Source organism: Kitasatospora sp. NA04385, assembly GCF_013364235.1.
Classification (GTDB): domain Bacteria; phylum Actinomycetota; class Actinomycetes; order Streptomycetales; family Streptomycetaceae; genus Kitasatospora.
On the sequence record NZ_CP054919.1, the window covers coordinates 3,362,442 to 3,382,401 of the forward strand.

21 protein-coding genes are annotated in these 19,960 nt (G+C 73.5%); 7 read left to right on the top strand and 14 right to left on the bottom strand.

The window, feature by feature from the left end:
• Nucleotides 1-48: 48 nt before the first annotated feature.
• From HUT16_RS14820 to HUT16_RS14850, 7 genes are all read right to left on the bottom strand, one after another.
• Nucleotides 49-1,620, bottom strand: a complete 1,572-nt coding sequence (locus tag HUT16_RS14820; protein ID WP_254897811.1) for a DoxX family membrane protein — start codon at nt 1,618-1,620, stop codon at nt 49-51.
• Nucleotides 1,621-1,839: 219 nt separating this feature from the next.
• Entirely contained in the window at nt 1,840-2,832 is a 993-nt protein-coding gene (gene rlmB, locus HUT16_RS14825) for a 23S rRNA (guanosine(2251)-2'-O)-methyltransferase RlmB (protein WP_176188649.1), read from the bottom strand.
• A gap of 92 nt (nt 2,833-2,924) precedes the next feature.
• Nucleotides 2,925-4,322: a cysteine--tRNA ligase gene (gene cysS / locus HUT16_RS14830; RefSeq protein ID WP_176188650.1), complete on the bottom strand. Its 1,398-nt coding sequence runs from the start codon at nt 4,320-4,322 to the stop codon at nt 2,925-2,927.
• Nucleotides 4,323-4,444: 122 nt separating this feature from the next.
• Nucleotides 4,445-4,840 carry a PPOX class F420-dependent oxidoreductase gene (locus HUT16_RS14835; RefSeq protein ID WP_176188651.1) on the bottom strand — a complete coding sequence of 132 codons (396 nt, stop codon included), beginning with the start codon at nt 4,838-4,840 and terminating at the stop codon, nt 4,445-4,447.
• 49 nt (nt 4,841-4,889) lie between these two features.
• A complete protein-coding gene (gene ispF / locus HUT16_RS14840) occupies nt 4,890-5,369 on the bottom strand; it encodes a 2-C-methyl-D-erythritol 2,4-cyclodiphosphate synthase (protein ID WP_176192684.1) in 480 nt (159 codons plus the stop codon).
• Nucleotides 5,370-5,436: 67 nt separating this feature from the next.
• A complete protein-coding gene (gene ispD / locus HUT16_RS14845) occupies nt 5,437-6,192 on the bottom strand; it encodes a 2-C-methyl-D-erythritol 4-phosphate cytidylyltransferase (protein WP_176192683.1) in 756 nt (251 codons plus the stop codon).
• Between the two features lie 281 nt (nt 6,193-6,473).
• On the bottom strand, nt 6,474-6,956 hold the full coding sequence (locus HUT16_RS14850) for a CarD family transcriptional regulator (RefSeq protein ID WP_014136563.1): 483 nt from the start codon (nt 6,954-6,956) through the stop codon (nt 6,474-6,476).
• 376 nt (nt 6,957-7,332) lie between these two features.
• Here HUT16_RS14850 and HUT16_RS14855 point away from each other — a divergent pair, with 376 nt between their 5' ends.
• Nucleotides 7,333-8,019 (top strand): DUF461 domain-containing protein, encoded by a 687-nt coding sequence (locus tag HUT16_RS14855; protein ID WP_176188652.1) that lies wholly within the window; start codon nt 7,333-7,335, stop codon nt 8,017-8,019.
• A 122-nt stretch (nt 8,020-8,141) separates the two neighbouring features.
• Here the strand turns inward: HUT16_RS14855 and HUT16_RS14860 are convergent, their stop codons facing one another.
• Both HUT16_RS14860 and HUT16_RS14865 read right to left on the bottom strand, forming a co-directional pair.
• Nucleotides 8,142-8,834 carry a response regulator transcription factor gene (locus HUT16_RS14860; protein ID WP_033250991.1) on the bottom strand — a complete coding sequence of 231 codons (693 nt, stop codon included), beginning with the start codon at nt 8,832-8,834 and terminating at the stop codon, nt 8,142-8,144.
• Nucleotides 8,831-10,111 (bottom strand): cell wall metabolism sensor histidine kinase WalK, encoded by a 1,281-nt coding sequence (locus HUT16_RS14865; RefSeq protein WP_176188653.1) that lies wholly within the window; start codon nt 10,109-10,111, stop codon nt 8,831-8,833. The genes HUT16_RS14860 and HUT16_RS14865 overlap by 4 nt, the downstream gene beginning before the upstream one ends.
• 285 nt (nt 10,112-10,396) lie before the next feature.
• On the opposite strand from HUT16_RS14865, the gene phoU reads away from it, so the two are divergent.
• Together phoU and HUT16_RS14875 are read left to right on the top strand one after the other, a co-directional pair.
• Entirely contained in the window at nt 10,397-11,071 is a 675-nt protein-coding gene (gene phoU / locus HUT16_RS14870) for a phosphate signaling complex protein PhoU (RefSeq protein WP_176188654.1), read from the top strand.
• Nucleotides 11,072-11,220: 149 nt separating this feature from the next.
• Complete coding sequence (locus tag HUT16_RS14875; RefSeq protein ID WP_176188655.1) at nt 11,221-11,400, top strand: hypothetical protein; 180 nt, start codon at nt 11,221-11,223, stop codon at nt 11,398-11,400.
• Between the two features lie 77 nt (nt 11,401-11,477).
• Here the strand turns inward: HUT16_RS14875 and HUT16_RS14880 are convergent, their stop codons facing one another.
• The 3 genes from HUT16_RS14880 to HUT16_RS14890 all read right to left on the bottom strand — a co-directional run bounded on the left by HUT16_RS14880 (nt 11,478) and on the right by HUT16_RS14890 (nt 13,703).
• A complete protein-coding gene (locus HUT16_RS14880) occupies nt 11,478-12,068 on the bottom strand; it encodes a lytic polysaccharide monooxygenase (RefSeq protein WP_176188656.1) in 591 nt (196 codons plus the stop codon).
• A 235-nt stretch (nt 12,069-12,303) separates the two neighbouring features.
• Complete coding sequence (locus tag HUT16_RS14885; RefSeq protein WP_176188657.1) at nt 12,304-12,849, bottom strand: GIY-YIG nuclease family protein; 546 nt, start codon at nt 12,847-12,849, stop codon at nt 12,304-12,306.
• A gap of 95 nt (nt 12,850-12,944) precedes the next feature.
• Nucleotides 12,945-13,703, bottom strand: a complete 759-nt coding sequence (locus tag HUT16_RS14890) for a phosphoglyceromutase (RefSeq protein ID WP_176188658.1) — start codon at nt 13,701-13,703, stop codon at nt 12,945-12,947.
• A 158-nt stretch (nt 13,704-13,861) separates the two neighbouring features.
• Here HUT16_RS14890 and HUT16_RS14895 point away from each other — a divergent pair, with 158 nt between their 5' ends.
• Nucleotides 13,862-15,115, top strand: a complete 1,254-nt coding sequence (locus HUT16_RS14895; RefSeq protein ID WP_176188659.1) for an MFS transporter — start codon at nt 13,862-13,864, stop codon at nt 15,113-15,115.
• 94 nt (nt 15,116-15,209) lie between these two features.
• Here the strand turns inward: HUT16_RS14895 and HUT16_RS14900 are convergent, their stop codons facing one another.
• On the bottom strand, nt 15,210-15,422 hold the full coding sequence (locus tag HUT16_RS14900; RefSeq protein ID WP_254897812.1) for a DUF397 domain-containing protein: 213 nt from the start codon (nt 15,420-15,422) through the stop codon (nt 15,210-15,212).
• Nucleotides 15,423-15,679: 257 nt separating this feature from the next.
• Nucleotides 15,680-16,882 carry a D-alanyl-D-alanine carboxypeptidase family protein gene (locus HUT16_RS14905; protein ID WP_176188660.1) on the bottom strand — a complete coding sequence of 401 codons (1,203 nt, stop codon included), beginning with the start codon at nt 16,880-16,882 and terminating at the stop codon, nt 15,680-15,682.
• A gap of 449 nt (nt 16,883-17,331) precedes the next feature.
• On the opposite strand from HUT16_RS14905, the gene HUT16_RS14910 reads away from it, so the two are divergent.
• From HUT16_RS14910 to HUT16_RS14920, 3 genes are all read left to right on the top strand, one after another.
• Nucleotides 17,332-17,805 (top strand): hypothetical protein, encoded by a 474-nt coding sequence (locus tag HUT16_RS14910; RefSeq protein WP_176188661.1) that lies wholly within the window; start codon nt 17,332-17,334, stop codon nt 17,803-17,805.
• A gap of 830 nt (nt 17,806-18,635) precedes the next feature.
• Nucleotides 18,636-19,055, top strand: a complete 420-nt coding sequence (locus HUT16_RS14915; RefSeq protein WP_176188662.1) for a hypothetical protein — start codon at nt 18,636-18,638, stop codon at nt 19,053-19,055.
• Nucleotides 19,056-19,161: 106 nt separating this feature from the next.
• Nucleotides 19,162-19,869: a class F sortase gene (locus tag HUT16_RS14920; RefSeq protein WP_176188663.1), complete on the top strand. Its 708-nt coding sequence runs from the start codon at nt 19,162-19,164 to the stop codon at nt 19,867-19,869.
• The last annotated feature ends 91 nt before the right edge of the window (nt 19,870-19,960 follow it).

Genomic DNA, 19,960 nt, shown 5'->3' on the forward strand with positions numbered 1-19,960 from the left:
TTCCTGCGGCCTCCGGGCGGGCGCCGCGGCCCGTCAGGCGGTGCCCCGTCAGGCGGTGCCGGCCGGCCGCTGCGGGCTCATGCCGAGCTCCAGCAGCGGCGGCCCGCTGCCCAGCAGCCCGCCGATCACGCCGTGCGAGGGCTGCGCGGTGCGCGGGGTGCCCGCGGGGGCGCCGCCGGTGCCGGTGCCGCCCGCCGAGCCGCCGTTGCCGCTGCCGGAGCCGCCGCCCGCCCCGGTGGTGCCGCCGCCGGCGCCGGAGCGCGGGGTCGAGGTGGAACCGCCGCTGGCCGAATTCCCGTTCGACTGCTTGGACTTGGCGCCGCTGCGGCTGGGCGAGGGCGACGGCGAGGCCGGGGCCTTGCTCGGGCTCGGGGTGGAGCTCGGCGTGCGCGAGGGCGTGGGGGTCGGCGACGGCGTCGGCGAGGGGCTGTTGCTCGGCCAGACCGGGGTGCCGTAGTCGGTGGCCGGCTTGGCCGGCGCCTTGGTGTCGCCGGTGCGGACCGCCGCGCCGAGCAGCGAGCCGGACAGCATGGTCAGGCCGATCACGACCGCGGTGACCACGCCGCGCCGGCGCAGCATCCGCCGCCGGACCGCGCCGGGCTCGGCGGGCCCGTACCGGCGGAACGCCTCCAGGGCGATCCGGCCGTCCAGCGAGGCGAACGGCGCACCGGCGATCAGCAGCGGGCTCCAGGCCGCGAGGAAGATCAGGTCGGGGGTGTCGTAGACCGGCACCGCCTTCCAGCTCACGGTGAACAGCAGCGCCGCGGACAGCGCCATCGCGGTGGCGGCCGCCAGCCGCTGCCACAGGCCCAGGATGGACAGCACGCCCACCACGACCTCCAGGAAGGAGACCGCGAGCCCGGCGCCCACCGGGTGGGCCATCGCGAGGTCCAGCAGCGGCTGGGCGACCTTCCACGGGTGCAGCGAGGACAGCCAGCGCATCATCGAACCGCGCTCGCCGCCGTCGAAGTACACCGGGTCGCACAGCTTGCTGAACCCGGCGTACACCGACAGCGAGCCGAGCAGCACCCGCAGCGGCAGCAGCACCAGGCCGAGGTCGACCCGGCGGCCGGGGTACCAGGCATGCTTGGAGCCCTCGCTGAGCGACGGCACCTCGGGCAGTTCGCCCTCGGGCTGCCAGCTGCGGCCCGCGCCGATCCGGACCGACTCGTCCAGCAGCTCGGGGACGCCGACGTGCGGGGTCTCCCCGGGGGTGCCGGCCGGCCCGTACTGCCGCGGGACGCCCTGCAGCTGCTGGGTGTCGTCGTCCGCGAAGCCCTTGGCGGGGGCGGGCACGGTGGTCAGCCGGACGGCTTCCAGCAGCTGGGTCGCGGCGGTGTCGCCGGGCCCGGCCTGGCCGCTCCAGGCGGTGACCACCCGGGCCTTGCGGCGGGGCGCCGCGCCGGTGACCGAGGCGGCGGTGATCCCGGCCAGCGCGGGCACCGACGACGCGGGCACCACGACCTGCGGGGTGACGGTGGGGCGGACGCCGCCGCGCAGGCCGTACGGGTCACCGAAGGCGGCACCGGCCGGGGCGTCGATCATCGGGGCCACCGGGGCGGAGAGCCTGACCCGGAAGCTGGCCTGGGTGCTGCTGAGCCTCGACGGGTCGGACGGCACCCGGACCGTGTTGAGGACCGGTCCGTCGTCTATCCCCGCGGGGCGCTGCCCGAGGCGCAGAGGTGTTCTGGTGTCCACACCCCTCTAACCGGGTGACGGGCCCCGAGGACACTCTCCCGGGTGGATTCCGGGAGAGGATTTGAAGTGATCATGAGAAAACCGATCGGGCCCGACCGGACCCGACCGGTTCCCCCACGAAAACGACGCGCCGGCCCGCGGTCAGCGCTTGGCGCGCAGCCGGGAGGCCTCGTACAGCACGACGCCGGCGGCCACGCCCGCGTTCAGCGACTCGGTCAGGCCGGGCATCGGGATGCGCACCCGCAGGTCGCAGGTCTCCGACACCAGCCGGGACAGGCCCTTGCCCTCGGAGCCGGCCACGATCACCACGGGGCCGGTCAGCGCCTCCAGGTCGCCGATCTCGGCCTCGCCGTCGGCGGCCAGGCCGACCACCATCAGGCCGGCCTTCTGGTACGCCTCCAGCGCGCGGGTCAGGTTGGTGGCGCGCGCCACGGGCAGGCGCGCCGCCGCGCCGGAGGAGGTCTTCCAGGCGCCCGCGGTCATGCCGGCCGCCCGGCGCTCCGGGATCACCACGCCGTGCGCGCCGAACGCGGCGGCCGAGCGGACCACGGCGCCCAGGTTCCGGGAGTCGGTGACGCCGTCCAGCGCGACGATCAGCGCGTCCTGCCCGGAGTCGGCGGCGCCGTCCAGCAGGTCCTCGGGGTGCGCGTACTCGTACGGCGGGACCTGCAGCACCAGGCCCTGGTGGTTGAGGCCGCCGGTCATCTGGTCCAGCTGCGGGCGCGGGGCCTCCATCAGCGGGACGCCGCGCTCGTTGGCCGCCTGGAAGGCGTCCCGGACGCGGTCGTCGGTGTCGATGAACTGCTGCACGTACAGCGCGGTCGCCGGGACGCCGCCCTGGAGCGCCTCGACCACCGAGTTGCGGCCCACCACCAGCTCGGCCGCGCCCGCGCCGCCGCGGCCGCTGCGCGAACCGGCGCCGGAGCGGCGCATGCCCGCGCGGGACTTGGCGTCGCGCTCGCGCTTGAGCGCGGCGTTGGCGGCGCGCTGCTTGGGGTGGCCCTTGCGGGCCTCGCCGGGCGGGGTCGGGCCCTTGCCCTGGAGCGCCTTCCGGCTGTGGCCGCCGGTACCGACACTCGCGCCCTTCTTCGATCCGGCGTTGCGTCGGTTCCTGCGCTGGCTGTTGCCGGCCATGGCTGTACTTCCTGTCTCTGCGTCTGCTGCGTGCGTCGGGGCCGCACCCCTACAAAGGTACGGCCCCGGCGCGCCCCGGGGGGCTACTGGTCCTACGGGTTGGTCGTCCAGCGCGAGCCGGACGGGGTGTCCTCGATCACCAGCCCGGCCTCGCCGAGCCGGTCGCGGATCGCGTCGGCGGTGGCGAAGTCCTTGCGGGCGCGGGCGGCCTGGCGCTGGTCGAGGACCAGCTTGACCAGCGCGTCGACCACGCCGGTCAACTCCTCGCCCTGGCCGCCGCCGTCGGCCCACTGCTCGTCCAGCGGGTCCAGGCCGAGCACGCCGAGCATCGCCCGGACCTCGGCCAGCCGGGCCGCGGTCGACTCCTTGTCGTCCGCGCCGAGCGCGCTGTTGCCCTGCCGGACGGCGGTGTGCACCACGGCGAGCGCCTGCGGGACGCCCAGGTCGTCGTCCATCGCCTCGGCGAAGGCCGGCGGCACCTCGGGCGCCGCGTCGACCGGGCCGCAGCGCTCCACGGCCCGCTCGATGAAGCCCTCGATCCGGTTGAACCCGGTCTCGGCCTCGCGCAGCGACTCCTCGCTGTACTCGATCATCGAGCGGTAGTGCGGGCCGGCCAGGTAGTAGCGCAGCACGATCGGGCGCCAGCGCTTGACCATCTCGGAGACCAGCACCGAGTTGCCCAGCGACTTGGACATCTTCTCGCCGGCCAGCGTCACCCAGGCGTTGTGCACCCAGAAGTTGGCGAACTCGTCGCCGAACGCCCGGGACTGGGCGATCTCGTTCTCGTGGTGCGGGAAGATCAGGTCGAGCCCGCCGCCGTGGATGTCGAAGGCCCGGCCGAGGTACTTGTGCGCCATCGCCGAGCACTCCAGGTGCCAGCCCGGGCGGCCGCGGCCCCAGGGCGTCTCCCAGCTCGGCTCGCCGGGCTTGGCGGCCTTCCACATCGCGAAGTCGCGCGGGTCGCGCTTGCCGGTCTCGTTGTCGGCGGAGGGCTGCCGCAGGTTCTCCAGCTCCTGGTTGGAGAGCGCCAGGTACTCCTCGCGGAAGGTGGTGACCGCGAAGTACACGTTCCCGTCGGCGGCGTACGCGTGGCCGCGCTCGATCAGGCCGCGCATCATCTCGATCATCTCCGGCACGTGCCCGGTGGCCCGCGGCTCGGCGCTCGGCGGCAGGCAGCCGAGGGCGGTGTAACCCTCGTTGAAGGCGCGCTCGTTGGCGTACGCGATCTTCCACCACTCGGTGGACTGCTCGCGGCCCTTGGCGATCACCTTGTCGTCGATGTCGGTGACGTTGCGGACGAAGGTGACGTCGTAGCCGCGGTAGCGGAACCACCGCTGCATCACGTCGAAGTTCAGGCCGGAGCGGATGTGCCCGATGTGCGGCGGTGCCTGGACCGTGGCACCGCACAGGTAGATCGAGACACAGCCCGGCACCAGCGGGACGAAGTCGCGTACCTGGCGGGTCATGGTGTCGTACAGGCGAAGGCTCACAGCGACCAGGGTAGTGGGCGGCGGGGGGTGCCCCGCCACCTTCCGGCCCTTTGGCGTGCCCTCGTCCGAGCCCTTCTCGAGCCCGCGCGGCCGACGGCCGCCGCACCCGGGGGCCGGCGCGCTCAGAGGTTGTTGCCGACCACCTTGCGCGGGCTGAGCCGGACCACCACCCGCACCGCGTCCGGCCCGTCGAAGCCGTAGTCCTCGCCCCGGTACTTGCGCGACAGCTCGTCGATCAGCTCCCGGCCGCCCTCGGTGGTCATGGTGACCTCGCCGCGGGCCTCGAAGTAGGTGTACGGGTTGTCCGCCGGGTTGACCAGCAGGCTGATCCGCGGGTCGCGCACCAGGTTGAGGTGCTTGCGGCGGCCCTGGACGGTGGAGAACAGGATGTCCTCCCCGTCCCGCTTCACCCAGACCACGGAGGACTGCGGGCTCCCGTCGGGCTGCACCGTGGAGACCACGGCGTAGCTCTTCGCGTCCAGCAGTTCCTTCACCTTGTCGGCGAGTTCGACGGCCATGTCTCCTCCTGTGTCCGGTTCCTGAGCGTTCGTCAGGACCTGGGCCAGGCTAGGCGGCGGGCCGTTCGTAGACCAGCGCCGTGGCGATCGCGGCGAGTCCCTCCGCCCGGCCGGTCAGGCCGAGGCCGTCGGTGGTGGTGCCGGAGACCGAGACCGGGGCGCCGACCGCCGCCGACAGCGCGGCCTGGGCCTCGGCCCGCCGCTTGCCGACCTTCGGGCGGACGCCGATCACCTGGACGGCGACGTTGCCGATCTCGAAGCCCGCCTCCCGGACCAGCCGGGCGGCCTCGGCGAGCAGCGCCACCCCGGCCGCGCCCGCCCACTCGGGGCGGGAGGTGCCGAAGTGCGCGCCCAGGTCGCCGATGCCGGCCGCGGAGAACAGCGCGTCGCAGGCGGCGTGCGCGGCCACGTCGGCGTCCGAGTGGCCGGCCAGGCCGGTCTCGCCGGGCCAGTCCAGGCCGGCCACCCGCAGCGGGCGGCCCTCCTCGAAGGCGTGCACGTCGGTGCCGATGCCGACCCGGGGGAGGATCGGGCGGTCGTTCGGTCGGTCGTTCGGTCGGTCGTTCGGTCGGTCGTTCGGTCGGTCGTTCGGTCGGTCAGTAGCCATCGGTGGCCCTCCGGCGGGCGAGCACGGCCTCGGCGAGCACGAGGTCCAGCGGGCGGGTGACCTTGAACGCCTCCTCGTGGCCGGGCACCACGACCACCCGGCCGCCGAAGCGTTCGATCAGCCCGGCGTCGTCGGTCACCTCGGCGCCCTCGGCGCGCGCCCTCTCGTGCGCGGCGACCAGCCCGGGCAGGTCGAAGCCCTGCGGGGTCTGCACCGCGCGCAGGGTGGCGCGGTCGGGCGTGTCCAGCACCGGCTCCGGGCCGGACGGCTGCGGCTCGACCCGCTTGACGGTGTCGGCCAGCGGCACCGCGGGCACCACCGCCGCGGCCCCGGCCCGGACGGCGGCGGCCACCGCGTCCACCACCTCGACCGGCACCAGCGGGCGGGCCGCGTCGTGCACCAGCACCACCCGGGTGCCCGCGGGGACGGCGGCCAGGCCCAGGCGCACCGACTCCTGCCGGCTGGCGCCGCCCGGCACCACCCGGACGTCCTTGCCGTCCAGGCCGTGGCTGTCCAGCAGCGAGACCACCTCGGCCACGCCGTCCGGCGGGGCGCACACCACCACCAGGCCGACCGCCCGGCTGCGGGCCAGCGCCCGGACGGCGTGCACCAGCAGCGGCACGCCGCCGAGTTCGCGCAGCGCCTTGGGGGCGCCGGGGCCGAGTCGCTCGCCGCGCCCGGCGGCCGGGACGACCGCTGCCGCGAGCTGTGCTGAGGCGTTCAGGTTTGGCTCCTCGGTAGTGATGGGTATGGCCCGTGCCGAGCGCGGATGACGCGAGCGGGCAGGCCCCCTTCCTGACTGCACGTTAGTGGAACCGCGCCCGCCGTTCCGCCATGCCACCGACCCCTTCCGGGCATGGCGAAGCGCCCGAGGTGCCGTTCGGGCACCACCGGGCGCTGCGTCAAACCTGGCTCAAACCCGTTGCAGGGGCTTGCCGTTGCAGGGGCCTTGCCGTTGCAGGGGCTTGGGAGATCAGGATTCGAACGGGCCGGTCCGACACCTCGGACAGCCCGGTCGGGTGCGGCTCAGGAGGCGAGGACCTCGTCGAGCAGCGTCTCGGCCTTGTCCTCGTTGGTGTTCTCGGCGAGCGCCAGTTCGCTCACCAGGATCTGCCGGGCCTTGGCCAGCATCCGCTTCTCACCGGCGGACAGGCCGCGCTCGCGCTCGCGGCGCCACAGGTCGCGGACGACCTCTGCGACCTTGATCACGTCACCGGACGCGAGCTTCTCGAGGTTCGCCTTGTAGCGGCGAGACCAGTTGGTGGGCTCTTCCGTGTACGGCGCCCGGAGCACCTCGAAGACGCGGTCCAGACCCTCCTGGCCCACCACGTCGCGGACGCCGACGAACTCGGCGTTCTCCGCGGGAACGCGAAGCGTCAGATCTCCCTGCTGCACCTTCAGCACCAGGTAGGTCTTGTCCACACCTTTGATCTGGCGAGTTTCGATGGCCTCGATCAGCGCAGCCCCGTGATGGGGGTAGACCACCGTGTCGCCAACCTTGAACGTCATGTGACAGGACCCCTTCCGTGGCTTTCCAGAATAACACGCTTTTCGGCTGACTCGAAGGGCGTTTTCGCAGGTCAGGGCGGGTTCCAGGGCTTGACAACCACCCCCGTCGCATGCTGCGACCGGTGTTCGATGCGGGCTTCCCGCAGGTCGGAGGCGGTCTGACCGCGCGACGAAACCTCTGGTCACCGTCCCGAAACCATGATTGGATCTTGAGTTTTTGCCCCCGACTCGCCGGACGCCCCCGGATCGTGATCCGACCGCGACACGGGGCCACCCCGTGAGAGCCGGATATGTGTGGTCGGTAGTCTGACCCTCGACCACCGACCGTGATCCGTCTTCCGCTGGATCATCCCCCCATCAAGGAGAAGTCGCCGCCGTGAGCCGGAGCCTTCGACGCGGCGCTGTCGCCGCCATCGTCCTCGCCGCGATCGTCCCGCTGGCCGCCTGCGCCGCGGGCAACGACGCGAGCACGCTGCAGATCAAGCCGGACAACGCGGCGACGGCGATCGGTACCGACGTCAAGCTCAACAACATCGTCGTGGTCACCCCGAAGGGCACCGCCGGCTCGTACTCGGGGGCGGCGAACCTCACGGTCAACATCGCCAACACCGGCACCGAGGACGAGGTCCTGACCTCGGTCAAGATCGACGACGCCGCCGCCAAGCTGACCGACGAGAGCGGCGCCGCCGTGTCGGACGTCACGCTCAAGCCCGGCCAGTCCGTGCTGCTCGGCGCCGAGGGCGGCACCGCCGCCTCGATCCCGACCTCGGACCTGTCGGTCGGCGGCTACGCGAAGACCACCTTCACCTTCAAGAACGCCGGCGAGGTCTCCGCCGAGGCCAACGTGCAGCCCGCCGACGGCCTGTACGAGGGCTTCGGCCCGAAGGCGTCCCCGTCCGCCGCGGCCTCGCCGAGCACGTCCGCCTCCGGGTCGGCCTCCCCCGGCGCGAGCGGCTCGCCGTCCGCCGGTGCCAGCGCCAGCGCCAGCGCCAGCGGCTCGGCCTCGGCCGGTGCCACCGCGAGCGGCTCGGCCAGCCCGTCGGGCTCCGCCTCGGCCCAGTAGTCCGGCGGGCGACCGCCCGCGGCCGCCGGTCGACGCACGGCGAAGGGCCCCGCCTCGGCGGGGCCCTTCGTGCTGACCGCTGCGGGCCGGAGCACCGCGGCGCGGCGCTCCGGCGGGTCGGCCTACGGCTCGAACTTGTAGCCCAGGCCGCGGACGGTGACCAGGTAGCGCGGGGCGCCCGGGTCCGGCTCGATCTTCGCCCGCAGGCGCTTGACGTGGACGTCCAGGGTCTTGGTGTCGCCGACGTAGTCCGCGCCCCAGACCCGGTCGATCAGCTGCATCCGGGTCAGCACCCGGCCCGCGTTGCGCAGCAGCATCTCCAGCAGGTCGAACTCCTTGAGCGGCAGGTCGACCTTGGCGCCGTCCACCGTCACCACGTGCCGGTCGACGTCCATCCGGACCGGGCCGGCCTCCAGCGCGCCCGGGGCGGCCGCGCCGTCGCCGCCGCCGTCCTCGCCGCGGCGGCGGAGCACCGCGCGGATCCGGGCGACCAGCTCGCGGGTGGAGTACGGCTTGGTGACGTAGTCGTCGGCTCCTATCTCCAGGCCGACCACCTTGTCGATCTCGCTGTCCTTGGCGGTGACCATGATCACCGGCACGTTGGAGCGGACCCGCAGCTGGCGGCAGACCTCGGTGCCGGGCAGCCCGGGCAGCATCAGGTCGAGCAGGACGAGGTCGGCTCCGTTGCGCTCGAACTGCTCCAGCGCGTCGGGTCCGGTGGCGGCGACCGCCACCTCGAAGCCCTCCTTGCGGAGCATGTACGACAGGGCGTCGCTGAACGACTCCTCGTCCTCGACCACCAGTACACGGGTCACGATCGGGCCTCCGGGGCAGGAAGTGTGGTTGCTGCGTGGGTTTCGGGGTCCTCGACCGGGGCCTGCCCGGCGGGGAGCCGCAGAGTGAAGGTGGAGCCCTGGCCCTCGACGCTCCACACCGACACGGTGCCGCGGTGCGAGGCGGCGACGTGCTTGACGATGGACAGGCCGAGGCCGGTGCCACCGGTGAGGCGGGAGCGGGCGGGGTCCACCCGGTAGAAGCGTTCGAAGATCCGCTCGCGGTCCTTCTCCGAGATGCCGATGCCCTGGTCGGTCACCGAGATCTCGATCAGCTCGCCGTCCGCCTCGCCCAGCGCCGCGGCGCTGGAGATCCGGCGGGTGGCGAGGGCGACCCTGGTGCGCGGCGGGCTGTAGTTCACCGCGTTCTCCACCAGGTTGCCGAGTGCGGCGGCCAGCTGGCCGCGGTTGCCGACCAGGTACAGGCCGGTGGTGCCGCCCGCCGCGATGACGATCTGCTTGGCCGCGGCGGTCTGCCGGCAGCGGTCGATCGCCTCGGCGATCAGCTCGTCCACCGCGACCGGCTCCGGGTCGACCTTGAGCTGGTCGTCCTGGACCCGGGACAGGTCGATGATCTCCTGCACCAGGCTGGCCAGCCGGGTCGCCTCGACCTGCATCCGGCCGGCGAAGCGCTGCACCGCCTCCGGGTCGTCGGAGGCGTCCGCGACGGCCTCGGACAGCAGCGAGAGCGCGCCGACCGGGGTCTTCAGCTCGTGCGAGACGTTCGCCACGAAGTCGCGGCGGATCGCCTCGATCCGGCGGCGCTCGGTGCGGTCCTCGACCAGCACCAGCACCAGCCGGGAGCCCAGCGGGGCGACCCGGACCGAGACCGCCAGCGGCTCGGCGGTGCGGGCCGAGGCGCCGGGGCGGGTCAGCTCCAGCTCGATCTGCCGGATCTCGCCGTCCCGCCGGGTGGAGCGGGCCAGCGAGAGCATCCGGTCGACGGCCACCTTGCCGCCGCGGACCAGGCCCATCGCGTAGGCGGCGGAGGAGGCCTTGACCACCTCGTCGCCCTCGCCGAGCACGATGGCGCAGGAGCGCAGCACCGAGAGCACGGTGTCCACGCCCGGGGGCAGCGCCGGTTCCTCGTCCGGCTCCGGCGGTGCGCCGGTCCTGATCGTCCTGCTCGTCCTGCTCGTCCTGCCGTTCCTGCCGCGGGCCTGCTCGCGCTCGCTCCAGCGGAAGGCGATGGAGGCGGTGAGGCCGACACCGAGCCCGGCTATGGCGCAGGCAGCGGCGGCGGCCACGTTCACGTCCATGCCTGTCAGCGTAAATGGTGTCCGGGCGAGCTCCGTAAGGGTGCGATCAAGGCATCGGCCTGACGTTGCCGAGAATTCACCTTCAGGCTCCCGCCGGTTCACCGCACCGGCCGTGGGAGGTCGCCCGAACGGCTCAGTCTGGGCCGGGCAAGCCCGTGTGGGCGGTGACGCGGCTACCATTCGCGCCACCAGCAGCGGCCGCCCGCACCTCCCGCCCTCCGGCGGATCGGTCCGGGGCGTCCGGTCGGCACCGCCACCGACACCGGTACTGGAGGAGAAGAGCGCATGCGCGACGCGTACCACGAGGAACTCGACTCGATCAGCGACAGCCTGGTCGAGATGGCGCGCCTGGTCGGTTCGGCGATGGGCCGGGCCACCACGGCCCTGCTGGACGCCGACCTGGAGCTGGCGGAGAGCGTGATCGCCGCCGACGAGAAGATCAACGGCCTGCACCACGGCCTGGAGAACCGGGCCATCGACCTGCTGGCCCGCCAGCAGCCGGTCGCCACCGACCTGCGGATCGTGGTCACCTCGCTGCGGATGAGCGCCGACCTGGAGCGCTGCGGCGACCTGGCCCGGCACGTCGCCAAGGTGGCGCGGCTGCGCTACCCGGAGACCGCCGTCCCCGGCGACCTGCACCCGATCGTGCTGGAGATGGGGCAGCTCGCCCAGCGGCTGGTCGCCAAGGCCGGCCTGGTGATCGCCACCAAGGACGTCGACAAGGCGCTGGAGCTGGAGGCCGACGACGACGCCATCGACGCCCTGCACCGCGAGCTGTTCTCGCACCTGCTGGACGACCGCTGGCACCACGGCATCGAGACCGCGGTGGACGTCACCCTGGTCGGCCGCTACTACGAGCGCTTCGCCGACCACGCGGTCTCGGTCGCCAAGCGCGTGGTGTACCTGGTCACCGGCGAGCACGTGGCCGACTTCATGGCCACCGCGGAGCCGGCCGAGTAGCCGTCCCGGCGGGCCCGCCGGGGGGCGCACGGAGGCTCGGTCGGCAGCCTCCGCGCGCCCGTTGACGCACCGTCAACGGGGGGTTTCACTCGAAGGGACGGGCAACTCCCTCGGGCTGCCCGGCTCCGTCCGGACCAGGAGGCAGCGCGATGAAGACGACCGGCACCCCGACCACTCCCCCGCCCGGCCCGGCCGCCCCGGCCGCGGCGCGGCTCCTGCCGATCCTCGCCGCCGGCTGCGGTTGCGGCCCGGGCTGCGGCTGCGGCTGCCAGTCCGGCTCGCCCTGCCAGTGCGGCGGTGTGACCGGCGGCTGCTGCGGCGGCCACTGAGCCCCCGCGCGCGGACGGCCGGACGGCCGGGCACCCCCTCTGGAAGGGCGCCCGGCCGTCCGACTGCTTCCCGGACGTCAGGAGAAGTTGACGTCCATGCACTGGTAGAACGCGTTGCCGGTGTCCGCGATGTCCCAGACCGCCAGGATGACCTGGTGGCCGGTCAGGTTGGTCGGCAGCGTCGCGGTGTGGCTGAGCGAGGCCGGGGGCAGCTTGCCGCCCATCGACACGGTCAGCAGCGGGGTCAGGTTCAGGTTCGACCTGGTGATCTTGGTGGCGGCGTCGTAGCCCGGCTTGGTGATGAAGTACCGGAACGACGTGGTGGCGTGCCGCGCGCTGATGTTCCAGGTCAGCGTGAGCTGCTGCCCCGGCGTCACCTTGGTGGCCGGCCAGGCCCCGCCGCGCGGGTCGTCCAGCGGCGCCCAGCGCGCGTCGGCCCCGGCGCACAGCGTGCCGTCGGCCGGGCCGGAGGCCGGGAAGCCCTTGGGGCCCTCGACGCTCATCGGCTCCCACTGGATCTGCCCGCACTTCTTCACCACGCCCGACCCGCACAGTCCGGCGCGGCTGGGCGGCGTGGTGATGTACCCGTGCGAACTGGCCGGGACGGCGGTGGCCAGGACCGCTGCGGCGGCGGCGAAGCCGACCGCCAGGATGTTGCGCTTGCGCATGGTGCTCCTCCGTGGGGGTGGATGGAGTACACGACCGCGGGCACGCGGAAGGGCCGCGTGGGGGGCGACCAAGATTGTCATGCCCGCGCCGACAGTGCTCCCACGCTAGGATCCGCGCCTTCCCCCCGTCAATGGTCTGAACCATTCGAGAACCTTAAGAAGGCTTTGCCGCACGCGAGTTGACGAAGCGTCCGGCCACTCGGTGGCATCTCCGGTCACTCGGCGGCACCTCCGATCAGCTGGTGACCGGCAGCCCGTGCGCCCGGACCCGGGCCGCCCGCCGCAGGCCGGCCAGGTCGCCGTGGAAGCCGCCGCGCTCGTTGCCCGCCAGGTTGAGCGGCAGGTCGAGGGCCGCGATCAGCCGCGACTCCAGGTCCCAGGGCTCCGGCCGGACCGTCCAGCAGACCCGGGCGTGCTCCGCCATCCACGCGCTCAGCTCCGCCTCGCCGGCCCGGCCGAAGGTCATCCGGCCCCGCTCGCTGACCCGGCGCAGCTCCAGGCCGAGCAGGCAGCCGAGGCTGTAGCGGAGCGTCGACCCGGCCGCGTTGCCCCGGTAGTGGTAGCGGATGCGGGTGCGCAGGCTCTGCCGGCTGGGCCGCCCCGGCGGCATCCGGCGGGGCGCGATCCCGGTGTACAGCAGCCGGCCGGCCGGCAGCGCCGGGTGCGGGGAGGCGGTGAAGTGCCAGCCGTAGACGCCGGGTTCGGCCGGCACCGGGCAGGGGGCGGCCAGCACCTCCGCGGCGGTCCAGAGGCGGTCGGGGCTGGTGAGCGGGGTGTGCACGGGGCCTCCGGCGAGAACGGAACAGCCCCCTGGGCCGGGGCGTCGTTGCGCCGGACAGGGGGCTGGGAGGTGTGGGGCGAGGGCGAGGGGGGTGGTTACTTCTTGCCCTGGTTCTTCACGGCCTCGATGGCGGCCGCGGCGGCCTCCGGGTCGAGGTAGCGGCCACCGGGGGTGACCGGCTTGAAGTCGGCGTCGAGCTCGTAGACGAGCGGGATGCCGGTGGGGATGTTGAGGCCGGCGATGGCCTCGTCGGAGACGCCGTCGAGGTGCTTGACCAGGGCGCGCAGGCTGTTGCCGTGGGCGGTGACCAGCACGGTGTTGCCCGCCGCGAGGTCCGGCACGATGGCGTCGTACCAGTAGGGGAGCATCCGCTCGACGACGTCCTTGAGGCACTCGGTGTTCGGGCGCAGCTCGGACGGGATCTCGGCGTAGCGGGCGTCGCCGGCCTGGGAGTACTCGGCGTCGTCGGCGAGGGCCGGCGGCGGGGTGTCGTAGGAGCGGCGCCAGAGCTGGAACTGCTCCTCGCCGAACTCGGCGAGGGTCTGGGCCTTGTCCTTGCCCTGGAGGGCGCCGTAGTGGCGCTCGTTCAGCCGCCAGCTGCGGCGGACCGGGATCCAGTGGCGGTCGGCCTTGTCGAGGGCGATCTGCGAGGTGCGGATGGCGCGGCGCAGCAGCGAGGTGTGCAGCACGTCCGGCAGCAGGCCCTCGGCGAGCAGGAGCTCGCCGCCGCGGGCGGCCTCCTTCTCGCCCTTCTCGTTGAGGTCGACGTCGACCCAACCGGTGAACAGGTTCTTCTGGTTCCACTGGCTCTCGCCGTGGCGGAGCAGGATCAAGCGATAGGTCGTGTCAGCCATGGGGCCAGCCTAGTCGAGGGCTTAATCCGGTCGCTCGGGTGTCCATCCGCGATGTAATGTTCGCTCATCGGTTTCGACTCTTACCGTTCCACCCGTCCGCGGACGGCCGCCCCACCCTGCCCGCGGCCGCTCCGGGCGCACCTCCCGGGAGCCCGCCCATGCCCCTCCTCGCCCGCCTGGCCGCCGAAGCACGCAGAGCGGGCGGCGGACTCCCCCGCCGGTTCTGGTGGCTGTGGACGTCCACCCTGGTGAACCGCCTCGGCGGCTTCGTGGTGACCTTCCTGTCCATGTACCTCACCCACGAGCGCGGCTACTCGGCCTCGTACGCGGGCCTGGTGGCTTCGCTGTTCGGGCTCGGCTCGGCGGTGGCCTCGGTCGGCGCCGGGGTGCTGACCGACCGGCTCGGGCGGCGGCCCACGCTGCTGGTGGCGCAGCTGGCCACCGCGCTGTCCACGGCGGTGCTCGGGTTCACCGACGGGCCGGTGGCGATCGCCGCGGTGGCCTTCCTGGTGGGCCTGGCGAGCAACGCGTCCCGCCCGGCGGTGAGCGCGATGATCGCCGACCTGGTGCCCGCCGCGGACCGGGTCCGGGCGTACGCGCTGAACTACTGGGCGATCAACATCGGCTTCGGGGCGTCCGCCGCGGTGGCCGGGCTGATCGCCGTGCACGGCTACCTGACGCTGTTCCTGCTGGACGCGCTGACCACGCTGCTGTGCGCGGTGGTGGTGTTCGTGAAGGTCCCCGAGACGCGGCCGGAGACCTCCCCGGCCGCGGCGGCGGAGCCCCGGGTCGGGCTGGGCTCGGTCTTCCGGGACGGCGCGTTCATGGCCGTGGTCGGGGCGAACCTGCTGCTGGCGCTGGTCGTCCAGCAGGGCTCCACCACGCTGCCGGTGGACATGGGCGCGCACGGCCTCTCGGCCGCCCGGTTCGGCCTGGTGATCAGCCTGAACGGGGTGCTGATCGTGCTGCTCCAGCTGCCGCTGACCCGGCTGATGGAGACCCGCGACCGCACCGCCCTGCTGGTGGCGGGCGCGCTGCTGACCGGCTGGGGCTTCGGCCTGACCGCGCTGGCCGGCTCCTCCGCCGCGCTGTACGCGCTGACGGTGGCGGTCTGGACGGTCGGCGAGATCGTCACCTCGCCGACCATGATGGCGCTGGTCGCCGAGCACTCCCCGGCCCGGGCCCGCGGCCGCTACCAGGGCGTCTACTCGCTCTCCTGGTCACTGGCCTCGTTCCTCGGCCCGCTCGGCGGCGGCCTGCTGCTCCAGTACGCGGGCAGCTGGGCGCTGTGGGGCGCCTGCGCGGCGGCGGGCACGCTGGCCGCCCTCGCCTTCGTCGCGATCGGGCGCCGCAAGCCCCGCCCGCCGGTGGTCGGCGGGGTCGCGGCGCAGCCGGTGGAGGTCGCGGCCTGACGCCCGGGGGCGGGGGCTCGCGCTGAACAGGCGGATTGCAAAGAGGCCCCTCCCGGGTGGGAGCGGGCCTCTTTCGACGGTAGGGAGCACGCGGTTAGACCTGGCCGAACTCCCCGGCGACGGTGGCGGTCACGAAGGCCGCCCAGGCGGTGGGGGTGAACTCCAGATGCGGGCCGTGCGGGTTCTTGGAGTCGCGGACGTGGCCGATGTTCGCGCCGCCGCGGCCGGTGCGGGCCCGGGCGAGCAGGCACAGGAGGTCGAGGCCGGTGCGGCCGTCGGCGGCGCGGGCTTCCGGTCGGGCGACCACGGACCGCAGTTCGGCCACCGCAGTGGTGGCCTGGCCGGGCTGACGGGCGATCTCGGCCAGGCGCAGGACGCTTGCGGCGGGGGCGAGCAGCGAGCGGGTGTCGGTGGTGGTGCGCGATCCGGTCCGGATGCGGGAGATGTGGCTGCGGGAGTGGCCGAGCAGGTCGGCGAGGTCGTGCCGGGTGAGGTGGTTGATCCCGTCGCGGAGCCGGAGGATCTCGGGGAGGGCCGAGTTCTGCGCAGCCGCCTTGCCGTTCGTCAGCTGCGCCGTCGGCGCCGGGTCCCGTGCAACCGGGCTGCGATCCCGGCCGCTGCGAGGGCGCCGATCGCGGCCAGGCCCCAGGCCGCGGCCGTGCCGTCGTGGGCCGCGGCGGCCGGGGCCGCGCCCGCGACGGCGGGTCCGGCGGCCGCCGTCGGCGTACCGGGATTGTCCGGGGTGTCGGCCACGGGCCTGGCCGTCGGCTTCGCGGCCGGCGAAGGAGTCTGCTCCGGAGCGCGGTCCTCGGCGAGGGCTCCGACCGGGGTGGTTTTCCCCGCTGCGGTGAAACCCCAGTCGAGGAGTGCCGCCGCCTCGTCGTACACCTTCGTGCTGTTGTCCGGGTGCATCACCGTGACCAGCAGTGTCCGCCCGTCGCGTTCGGCCGCGCCGGTGTAGGTGGCGCCCGCGTTGGTGGTGTAGCCGTTCTTCACCCCGATCAGGCCCGGGTACGTGCCCAGCAGCCGGTCGGTGTTGGCGATCCCGAAACTGCCGCGCTGCCCGGTCTTCTTGTCCACCGCGCCCGGGAACTGCGCCCAGCGGGTCGCGCAGTACGCCCGGAAGTCCGCGTTGCGCAGCCCCGCCCGGGCGAACAGGGTCAGGTCGTACGCCGAGGTGACCTGCCCGTCCATGTCGTAGCCGTCCGGGCTGACCACGTGGGTGTCCAGGGCCTGCAACCGCTCCGCCCGCTCCTGCATGTCGGCCACCGTCTTCGCGACGCCGCCGTTCATGTTCGCCAGCACGTGCACCGCGTCGTTGCCCGAGGACAGGAACACCCCGCGCCACAGGTCCTCGACCTTGTAGTCCAGGTCCTCCTTGATCCCGACCAGGCTGCTGCCCGCCCCCATCCCCTGCAGCTCCGACCAGGCGACCTTGTGCACCTCCGACGCCTGGAAACGCGGCAGCACGGTGTCCGCGAACAGCATCTTCAGCGTCGAGGCGGGCGGCAGCTTCGCGTGCGCGTTGAACGACGCCAGCACCTCCCCGCTGCCCGCGTCCGCGACCACCCAGGACTTCCCGGTCAGGCCGGCCGGCAGCGCCGGCGCCCCCGCGGCCACCTGCACCCCCGCCGCACCCAACCGCTCCCCACCCACCACCCCCGGCGGCGGCGCATCCCCCGGCGCAGCGGCGACCGCTGTCACCGCAGAGAGCACTACCAGCAGAGCTGTTGACGAAGCGTAACCAATATTGCGGATTATCTGCATGCCGCATGAGTCCCCTGGGCGTGCCGCCGATCCGTCGGCGGTCGCCCGCAGTGCCCTCTCCCAGGTGACCCGCGGCTGCGCCGAACAGCCCCTGACGACACGGCCCCTTGCACTGGGGCGCAAGGCCGTTGCAGTAGGGGGACAGGTGGCGGAAAACTCCGATCGCGCCTGGCGGACCGTCGACCCGCCTGTCCAGGGAAAACTGCTCGGAGTAGCGGGCGGCCCACAGATCTGGGGCTGGCGCCCACCAGCACGGGAGACGTTCACTGAAATGCGTCCTGGCACCGCCGGCCGGGACCAGCGAGAACCCGTTCGAAGACGGTCCGGGGAGGGCCGCCAGGGGGACGATCTACCCGCACCGGCCAGCAGGTGCCTGCAAGAGCCGGTCCGTCCCAGGCAAGTGCCGTGCCGAGGCCCGGCACCCGCGCCGACCGGGAAGTGACACCGCCATGAACCGCACCCGTAGGACGATCACCGCCCTCACCTCCGCCGCCGCCCTCACCCTGCCGGTGGCCGCCGTCTCCACCACCGTCGCCCACGCCGACGACTACTACCCGTGTGCCAAGTACGTCGTCGCCCTGAGCGACTACACCGGGCTGCTCGGCATCGCCGACTACAGCGGCACCCTCTTCACCGCGGGCAACCCCGCCGTCCCCGCTGGCTCCTACACCGTCGCCCTCGCCGAGGGCACCGCCACGGTGGTGGGCCCCTCCACCGAACTCCCCGCCCCCTTCACGGGGACGGGCGACAAGCCCATCAGCGTCGCCTGGAACGCCAACGGCGGCTTCGACCTCCACGCCGTCAACTGGCGCCTCACCGCCACCGGTTGCGCCAGCGACCGGCACACCGTGCTGCAAGCGACGCTGGAGGCGTACAGCGCCGGGCACACGAACACCTACGGCGTCGTCACCCGCACTTTCTAGGCCCCGGAAGTCTTTCTCCAGGACCCCGTCCTGCCTGCCGAACACATCCCTGCGCTCACCGGCCCGCCCGCAGCGCCCCTCGGGGCCGCGGGCGGGCCGACGCCTGCCCCTGCCTACCGTGGCCGAAGCGAGCCGGGGCGGATCGAACCGGCGAGCGGTCGGCGTCCGCGACGCGCCGACGGCCGGCACGCGTGGTGCGCACGGCCCCGGACAGGGGGGCTCCACACCGATCGCACCGTCGACGCGACTGGTGAAGACCGCGCCCACGGAAAGTTCGTCCGCGCTCGGGGCCGTCCCCGTCGCCCACCGGCAGTTCGGTGACCCCGATCCGCAAGACGCTGCCCGGCAGCCCGGCACCGGCCGATCGCGTGCCAAGCATCATCGCGCCACCTGCGTCAACAGCCGTCCTGAACCGGGCCGGTGCCCTTGTGCGGTGCCACGCGGCAACGGCTCCACTTGCCTGAAAACGCAACGCCCTTTCCCGTGAGTGCAATTCTCCCCACCGACTTCCCTCCAGATTGGGCAGGCCATCTCCAAGACCCTTTCCTGCAAGGCACGTTGACGTGATGAGGCGGTGCGGAGTGGGACCTGCCGCGGAAGGCCGGGGCGTTCGGTTGCGCCGGGGGCGTCCCCCATTCGGCGCTTGCCCGACGGCGAGCCCGCAGAGCGGCTCTGACCTGCGGAAACGAGACCGTGCTGTGCCCCGGACGGGGGAGCCGCCGCGGTGGCTGCGGGTGCGAGGCGGGGCGGGCCTGCCTTGCATGGTGCCCAGGGCACCGGCCGCCAACGTCGGCGGACTTCCGGGTAGCCCGTTCCTTGGAGGAACTCCCATGCGTCGTAACGCTCTTGTGATCGCCGCTGCCGCTCTCGCCTTCGGCCCGCTGGCCGCCGCCCCGGCCTTCGCCGCCACCACGCCGCCGGACAACTGCGCCAAGGCCGCCGCAGCCGCCGACCAGGCCGACACCGCCTACAAGGCGGCGCTGGCCGACTACCAGAAGCAGGTCGCCGACGGCGGTCACCCGGGCAAGGCCGAAGAGGACAACGTCGCCGCGCTGAAGGCCGCCTACGACAAGGCCGCCGCGAACATCGTCACGGTGTGCGACAGCCCGAAGGGCGCGATGAAGACCGGCGCGGGTTCCACCAGTGAGAGCGGCAACACCGCCGAACTCGCGGCCGGTGCCGCCCTGCTCGGCGTCGCGGGCATCGGCGGCACCGTGCTGGTGCGCCGGCGCGCCAACGGCCGCGCCTGACCTCTCGCCGCCCGAATGCCCCGTGCGCCCGAGTGCACGGGGCATTCGCCCGTCACCTGCTCCGCCTCGCCGGGGCCCTCTCACCCCATCTGTTCCTGGAGTCGGGATGCCGCACCGTCAAGACCCACCGCTCGCCCAGCCTCGCCGCCGAGGCCCGGTGGTGCTGCTCGCCGCCGCCGCCCTGCTCGGCGCGTTCCTGGTGACCGGCGGCCGGGAGCACTACCAGCCGCCCCCGCAACCCGGTGCCGCCCAGGCGCTCTCCACCGCGAGCGCCGCCCGGGGCCCGGATCCGGACCGGCCGGCCACGGCACCCGCGCACAGCGACGCCGCCCCCTCCGTCGCACCGATGGCGCCGTCGACGCCGACCCGGGTCCGCATCCCCTCCATCGGCGTCGACGCCCCGCTCACCGCCCTCGACCTGGGCCCGAACCGGCAGCTCGCCGCACCGCCGGAGGACGACCGCAACCTGGCGGGCTGGTACCGGGGCGGCACGACGCCCGGCGCCACCGGCACCGCGATCATCGCCGGACACGTCGACAACCACCAGGGCCCCGCCGTCTTCTACAACCTCGGCGCACTGAAGAAGGACCTCACCGTCCAAGTCCAGCGCGCCGACCGCACCACTGCGGTGTTCACCATCGACGCCGTCCAGGCGTACGCAGCCGACGGCTTTCCCGACGACCTGGTCTACGGGCCCAGCACCCGCCCCGAACTGCGGCTGATCACCTGCGGGGCGGGCTTCGACAAGCAGCGCAAGCAGTACCTCGGCAACGTCGTCGTCTTCGCCCACCTCACCTCCACCACCTCCCCCTGACCCGGAGCGGAACGCAGGGTCCGCCGACCGCCGGTGGACAAGGCACCGGCACGTCGGGCACCGGGCTCCGGGCCGCGTGGCACGTCACCCG

What these genes read in the sequence shown, in the direction of transcription:
- rlmB (WP_176188649.1), bottom strand. Translation starts at nt 2,832, where the DNA reads ATGGCCGGCAACAGCCAGCGCAGGAACCGACGCAACGCCGGATCGAAG.
- HUT16_RS14835 (WP_176188651.1), bottom strand. Translation starts at nt 4,840, where the DNA reads ATGGCCGTCGAACTCGCCGACAAGGTGAAGGAACTGCTGGACGCGAAG.
- HUT16_RS14850 (WP_014136563.1), bottom strand. Translation starts at nt 6,956, where the DNA reads ATGACGTTCAAGGTTGGCGACACGGTGGTCTACCCCCATCACGGGGCT.
- HUT16_RS14865 (WP_176188653.1), bottom strand. Translation starts at nt 10,111, where the DNA reads ATGGACGTGAACGTGGCCGCCGCCGCTGCCTGCGCCATAGCCGGGCTC.
- phoU (WP_176188654.1), top strand. Translation starts at nt 10,397, where the DNA reads ATGCGCGACGCGTACCACGAGGAACTCGACTCGATCAGCGACAGCCTG.
- HUT16_RS14875 (WP_176188655.1), top strand. Translation starts at nt 11,221, where the DNA reads ATGAAGACGACCGGCACCCCGACCACTCCCCCGCCCGGCCCGGCCGCC.
- HUT16_RS14880 (WP_176188656.1), bottom strand. Translation starts at nt 12,068, where the DNA reads ATGCGCAAGCGCAACATCCTGGCGGTCGGCTTCGCCGCCGCCGCAGCG.
- HUT16_RS14890 (WP_176188658.1), bottom strand. Translation starts at nt 13,703, where the DNA reads ATGGCTGACACGACCTATCGCTTGATCCTGCTCCGCCACGGCGAGAGC.
- HUT16_RS14895 (WP_176188659.1), top strand. Translation starts at nt 13,862, where the DNA reads ATGCCCCTCCTCGCCCGCCTGGCCGCCGAAGCACGCAGAGCGGGCGGC.
- HUT16_RS14905 (WP_176188660.1), bottom strand. Translation starts at nt 16,882, where the DNA reads ATGCAGATAATCCGCAATATTGGTTACGCTTCGTCAACAGCTCTGCTG.
- HUT16_RS14910 (WP_176188661.1), top strand. Translation starts at nt 17,332, where the DNA reads ATGAACCGCACCCGTAGGACGATCACCGCCCTCACCTCCGCCGCCGCC.
- HUT16_RS14915 (WP_176188662.1), top strand. Translation starts at nt 18,636, where the DNA reads ATGCGTCGTAACGCTCTTGTGATCGCCGCTGCCGCTCTCGCCTTCGGC.
- HUT16_RS14920 (WP_176188663.1), top strand. Translation starts at nt 19,162, where the DNA reads ATGCCGCACCGTCAAGACCCACCGCTCGCCCAGCCTCGCCGCCGAGGC.